Raw genomic sequence first — 6391 nt, forward strand, 5'->3', positions numbered from 1 at the left:
TAGGAGCGCTCCATCAACTTGAGCAGACTCCTCTGGCGTTAAAAATTCCATAGATTGTTGCATATTAAGTTTTGATTTTATATTTTTTTACTGACGAGAAAATTTATACAACCCTGACAATATATTTTTATTTTTATTTTTTAGTAATTAAATAACCACAACGATGTTCTCCATTAACAATCCAATGAGTTCTCTCCACAGTACAATCATGCAGTACAGCACCAAACATCTCTAACTCATGGCCACAAACACTGGGGAAAGATTCGGCCACATTAGATATGGCACAGTTGTGTTCTATCAATATATAGCCTTCAACTTCCTCTAAAGTTGGATCGCTATTTAATTTTAAATTTTGAATTTTGACCTGTTCATTAGGATACCACTCTGCCATGTAACCCTCAGCTTTGCGCAGTTCTACCAAATTCGCGACGCGCTCCTGCACTGAACCTGTTCCCAGTAGTTGGCGATATTGTATTGCCTTACGTTGCCATTGTTCGTGCAGCACTTGGGTAAGTTGGTCATGTCCCATAGTTTCTGCCAAGGTATCCAGAAAAGAAACAGCGAACTGATCGTAACTGTGGGGAAAGCGATCGCGTCCCTGAGTTGTCAGTTCATAGATATGTTGTGGCCTTCCCATTCCTGTTGCTACTGATTTATATACAAGTAGTCCTTCTCCTTCTAAGTCCTTCAAATGGCGACGTATAGCTTGGGGGCTAATTTCTAGGGACTCAGCTAATTCCAAGGCAGTAGCTTGAGTTCGCTTCATCAAATGTTGCAGGATTTCTTGTTTGGTTGAATTTTGTTGAGTCGTTTCCATCATTGTCAGTTATCAGTTATTAATTATCAGTTATCAGTACCTCCGACTGTATTGGGAGACTTGAAATACTGAATTGAATATTTTTTTCATCCCCTTTAAAGGGACAGAAGACCTTATTTATTGGCCAAAAATTTTTTTTTAAATTGGACTTTGACAATATCACTGTTGTTAATGTAACCTAAAATAGACTTAAGCAACAAATAAGTTGTTTAAATAAAAAAGGCCACTAAAGCCGATCTCTTTTAATTGCTAAGTAAGTAAATATAAGTAACTAGGAAATAAGTACAATGACTGCTAAAGTAACAACCTTAGTCAATCAACCTTATAAATATGGTTTTGTCACTGACATTGAATCAGACACCATTCCTCGCGGACTCAGCGAAGATATAGTTCGTTTGATATCTGCTAAAAAGAATGAACCAGAGTTTATGCTCAACTTTCGTCTCAAAGCATATAAAAAGTGGCTGGAAATGAAAGAACCAGTTTGGGCTGAGGTTGACTATCCACAAATAGACTACCAGAATATAATTTACTATTCAGCGCCAAAAGTTCAAGATAAGAAGAAAAGTCTAGACGAAGTAGATCCGACTCTTTTAGATACGTTTGAGAAACTTGGTATCCCTCTATCAGAGCAGAAACGTTTGAGTAATGTTGCGGTTGATGCTGTATTTGATAGTGTTTCTGTTGCTACTACTTTTAAAGAAAAGCTTGCTGAAGAAGGAGTAATTTTCTGTTCTATTTCTGAAGCAGTAAAAGAATATCCAGAATTAGTGGAAAAATATCTGGGTAGTGTTGTACCAGTGGGGGATAATTTTTTTGCTGCTCTAAATTCTGCTGTATTTAGTGATGGCTCTTTTGTTTTTATTCCTAAAGGTGTACAATGTCCGATGGATTTGTCTACCTACTTTAGAATTAATAATGGCGACTCTGGTCAGTTTGAGCGGACTTTAATTGTAGCAGAGGAGGGTAGTTCTGTTACCTATTTGGAAGGTTGTACTGCTCCGATGTTTGACACTAACCAACTTCACGCTGCTGTAGTTGAACTTGTTACTCTCGACAATGCTCAAATTAAATATTCCACAGTGCAAAATTGGTTTGCTGGAGATGAAAATGGAAAAGGTGGTATCTATAATTTTGTGACTAAGCGCGGTTTGTGTAAGGGAGTAAATTCTAAAATTTCCTGGACGCAAGTAGAAACTGGTTCCGCTATTACCTGGAAATATCCTAGTTGTGTTTTAGTGGGAGACAACTCAGTGGGAGAATTTTATTCTGTTGCTCTAACTAATAATAAACAACAAGCAGATACAGGTACAAAAATGGTACATATTGGCAAAAATACTCGCAGTACAATTATTTCTAAGGGTATTTCTGCTGGAAATTCTGCTAATAGTTATCGTGGTTTGGTGAAAATGGGGTCTGGTGCGAAGGGAGCGCGGAATTATTCTCAATGTGATTCAATGTTAATAGGCGATCGCGCTCAAGCTAATACTTTTCCTTATATTCAAGTAGACAATAATAGTGCTAAGGTTGAGCATGAAGCTTCTACTTCTAAAATAGGAGAAGACCAACTTTTCTATTTTACTCAAAGAGGTATTTCTGCTGAAGATGCAGTGTCTATGATTATTAGTGGTTTCTGTAAGGATGTATTTAATGAATTGCCAATGGAATTTGCTGCGGAAGCTGATAAATTATTAAGTTTGAAATTAGAAGGAACGGTGGGATAATTAATAATTAATAATTAATAATTAATAATGCTGGAGAGTACATTAATAATTAACAATTAATAATTAACAATTAACAATTAATAATTAATAATGCTGGAGGGTACATTAATAATTAATAATTGATAATTGTGAAAAATAATGTAGTTAAAGAAAAATCATTTGCATTTGCACTACGAATTGTTAAATTGTCAAAACACCTTAATCAAGAGAAGCAAGACTATGTTTTATCAAAGCAATTACTTCGTAGTGGTACAGCAATAGTAGCTCTGGTGCGTGAAGCTGAATACGCTGAAAGTTCTGCCGATTTTGTACATAAAATGGCTATTACTCTGAAAGAGGTCAATGAAACTCTGTATTGGTTAGAGTTATTGCCTATACGCAAATTACATTGATGTTAAAGGTTTTGACTCTATTAATCAAAACTGTATAGAACTCTTAAAAGTCCTGACAGCTATTGTCAAATCGGCTAAATCAAACAACCAAAAATCAATTGATAATTGATAATGAAAGAGTTTTGTAAGTTTCTAGTTTTCTATCTAATACTCTAATTATCAATTATTCATTATTAATTATTCATTACAAAAGACGGCTATTGTCAAATCGGCTAAATCAAACAACCAAAAATCAATTGATAATTGATAATGAAAGAGTTTTGTAAGTTTCTAGTTTTCTATCTAACTATCTAATACTCTAATTATCAATTATTCATTATTAATTATTCATTACAAAAGAGGTAAACATGATTAAAGAAAATAGTGAAGTTATTTTATCTGTTAAAAACTTAACAGCCAATGTAGAAGGAAAAGAGATTCTCAAAGGCATGAATTTAGAAATAAAAGCTGGAGAAATTCATGCCATTATGGGTCCGAATGGTTCTGGGAAAAGTACCTTTTCTAAAGTATTGGCAGGTCATCCTGCTTACGAAGTGACTGGCGGAGAGGTTACATTTTTAGGTAAAAATTTATTAGAAATGGAGCCAGAAGAACGTTCATTAAATGGCGTGTTCTTGGCATTTCAATATCCTCTAGAAATTCCTGGAGTGAGTAACTTAGACTTTTTGCGAGTTGCTTATAATACGAAACGGAAACATCAAGGATTAGAAGAATTAGATGCTTTTGATTTTGACGATTTAGTACAGGATAAATTAGATATTGTCAAGATGAAACCAGAGTTTTTAGACCGGAGTTTAAATGAAGGTTTTTCTGGTGGGGAAAAAAAGCGAAATGAAATATTACAAATGGCATTGTTAGATCCAAAATTAGCAATTTTAGACGAGACAGACTCAGGGTTAGATATTGATGCTTTGAGGATAGTAGCAAACGGAGTAAATCAATTAGCAAATGAATCAAATTCTCTGTTAGTAATTACTCACTATCAACGTTTATTAAACTATATTGTGCCAGACTTTGTTCATGTTACCGAAGGTGGTAGAATTATTAAAACTGGTACAAAAGAACTAGCATTAGAGCTAGAAGAAAAAGGTTACGATGATGTAATTGAAGAAGCAAAGGTAGGGGTTTAAATAATTAACAATTAACAATTAATAATTAATAATTACCTCTTCTTATTTCTTATAAGGAAGAGGATTGACTAAAAGGGATTTTTTCTTTTAAACAGAAACCTTTAATCCTCTCCCCCTACTCCCTACTCCCTCTTTTCTGGAGATGTCTAATAACTGATAACTGAAATGACCACTTTTTTAATTACTTAATAATTGAAGTGTCACCTAAGTATAATATTATAGCAGTCGAAGCAAAGGGCGCGGACATTGATAAATCCTGAAACCCTTTGACAGTATACTGTTTCCTGCTCCCTGTCTTGGTGCGCGTTCCCTCTCTTGGTCAGCATTCCGCAAGCGAGCTGTCGGCGGCGCGGGGTCTGACCGCTTGCGTCTGTCGCACCCCGCGGGGTCGCACCGCTGTTCCCTGTTCCCTAGCGCGTAGCGCTATACTTTTGATAATTGGTATAAAAATTATGCAAGTGTCCGTAAAACCAGAGGTATCTTATTTAGATAAATTACTTGAAGAATCTTGTAAAGGAGTTTCTCCAACTGTACCACGAGAGTTTCCTCTAGATACAAAAATGGCAGCTTGGTTACAACAAGTACGCGATCGCGCAGCAGCGTGGGTTCGTGAGTTAGCTTTTCCGACTAAGCGAGATGAAGAATGGAAGTTTACTGACTTATCTGCAATGATGAAGTTAGGTTTCCAAGCACCTGCTCCAGTAGACTTGGATGCTTTGAATATTACTCCGTTTATTTTGTCGGAAGCAACAGACAGTCGGTTGGTATTTGTGAATGGGGTATTTGCACCTAACTTATCATCCTTGACAGATATAGAAAATGAGATATTTGTAGGCAACTTGGGGCAGTTACCGAGTGAATACCAAGAGCGCATCGGCAATTATTTGGCGCAACAACCAGGGAGTCAAGAAGTATTTACTTCCCTAAATACTGCTGGTTTAACTGATGCAGCAGTAATATGGTTGCCAAAAAATCAAGTTGTAGAAAAACCAATACATCTATTATTTATTGCCACTCAGACTGAAGTTCCTATATTGACTCAGCGTCGTTGTTTGGTAGTAGCGGAAAGTAATAGTAGTGCGAAAATAGTTGAGCATTGCGTGACAGCAGAAGTAATTTGTCCAGAAGCACCAATTTCTCATCCCTATCTGACAAATACTGTTACAGAAATATGGGTAGAGGAAAATGCAGAAATTAATCATACCAGGGTGCAACGAGATGCAGGAGCAGCATTTCATATTGGCAAAACAGCGATCGCTCAAGCTAAAAATAGTCGCTATACTTGTAATGCTATTCATTTAGGAGGAAGGTTATCTCGTCATAATTTAGAAGTTGCTCAAATGGGTGAGGGAACGGAAACTAATCTTTATGGTTTGGCATTTATTGGCAATGAGCAAGAAGCGGATACTCACAGCAGCATTATTTTGAATCATCCCAATGGTGTGACTGACCAACTTTATAAGTGCATTGTTGATGATAAAGCGCATTCTGTATTTAATGGAAAAGTTTATGTTTCTCAGACTGCACAGTTGACAAATGCTGCTCAGTTAAATCGTAATTTATTACTTTCTTCTGGTGGAAGAGTTGATACAAAACCTCAGTTAGAAATTATTGCTGATAATGTTCAATGTTCTCATGGAGCAACTGTTAGTCAGTTAGATGATGATGAGGTATTTTATTTACAGAGTCGAGGTTTGAGTCAAGAAGCAAGTCGCAACTTATTAATTGATGCTTTTGCCGCAGAAATTATTAACAAGTTGCCTTTACCTTCTTTGGAACACATTTTAAAACAATGTGTCGCTTGTAAAGTTTAAAAGAAGGAGGAAGGAAGAAGGAAGAAGGTGAGTTAAAAAGTTGATTTAGACTTATGTTATGGAAAAAGATAATCTGGGAAAATTCACGGGAGTATTTCTATAGGACTTACGCAGTACAATGTATTTCCGTCATTGCGACCGACAGGGAAGCAATCTCAAATCCTAGTTTTTCCTACCTCATGCGTAAGTCCTGTTCTAGTCAAAATCTAATAGATGAGAAATATCAGGAAAGTAGACCTTTGATTTTTCAACTAGAGAAAATATCTAATTTGATAATTCTGGCTTTTTTGTCTTTTACCATCTGGGAAAATTCACGGGAGTATTTCTAGTCAAAATCTAATAGATGAGAAATATCAGGAAAGTAGACCTTTGATTTTTCAACTAGAGAAAATATCTAATTTGATAATTCTGGCTTTTTTGTCTTTTACCATCTGGGAAAATTCACGGGAGTATTTCTAGTCAAAATCTAATAGATGAGAAATATCAGGAAAGTAGACCTTTGATTTTTCAACTA

The 6391-nt window shown here is 35.8% G+C and carries 5 protein-coding genes; 4 read left to right on the forward strand and 1 reads right to left on the reverse strand.

What is annotated here, in order from left to right:
• Window positions 1-133 precede the first annotated feature (133 nt).
• A complete protein-coding gene (sufR, locus tag F6K22_RS19415; RefSeq protein ID WP_293101342.1) occupies window positions 134-820 on the reverse strand; it encodes an iron-sulfur cluster biosynthesis transcriptional regulator SufR in 687 nt (228 codons plus the stop codon).
• A gap of 284 nt (window positions 821-1104) precedes the next feature.
• Here sufR and sufB point away from each other — a divergent pair, with 284 nt between their 5' ends.
• The 4 genes from sufB (at window position 1105) to sufD (ending at window position 5877) form a co-directional block, all read left to right on the forward strand.
• Window positions 1105-2541 (forward strand): Fe-S cluster assembly protein SufB, encoded by a 1437-nt coding sequence (gene sufB / locus F6K22_RS19420; RefSeq protein WP_293101344.1) that lies wholly within the window; start codon window positions 1105-1107, stop codon window positions 2539-2541.
• Between the two features lie 128 nt (window positions 2542-2669).
• Entirely contained in the window at window positions 2670-2933 is a 264-nt protein-coding gene (locus F6K22_RS19425; RefSeq protein WP_293101361.1) for a four helix bundle protein, read from the forward strand.
• Between the two features lie 347 nt (window positions 2934-3280).
• Window positions 3281-4063, forward strand: a complete 783-nt coding sequence (gene sufC / locus F6K22_RS19430) for a Fe-S cluster assembly ATPase SufC (RefSeq protein WP_293101347.1) — start codon at window positions 3281-3283, stop codon at window positions 4061-4063.
• A gap of 452 nt (window positions 4064-4515) precedes the next feature.
• Window positions 4516-5877 (forward strand): Fe-S cluster assembly protein SufD, encoded by a 1362-nt coding sequence (sufD, locus tag F6K22_RS19435; protein ID WP_293101350.1) that lies wholly within the window; start codon window positions 4516-4518, stop codon window positions 5875-5877.
• The last annotated feature ends 514 nt before the right edge of the window (window positions 5878-6391 follow it).

It is taken from the genome of Okeania sp. SIO2F4 (genome assembly GCF_010672385.1).
Taxonomy (GTDB): Bacteria; Cyanobacteriota; Cyanobacteriia; order Cyanobacteriales; family Microcoleaceae; genus Trichodesmium.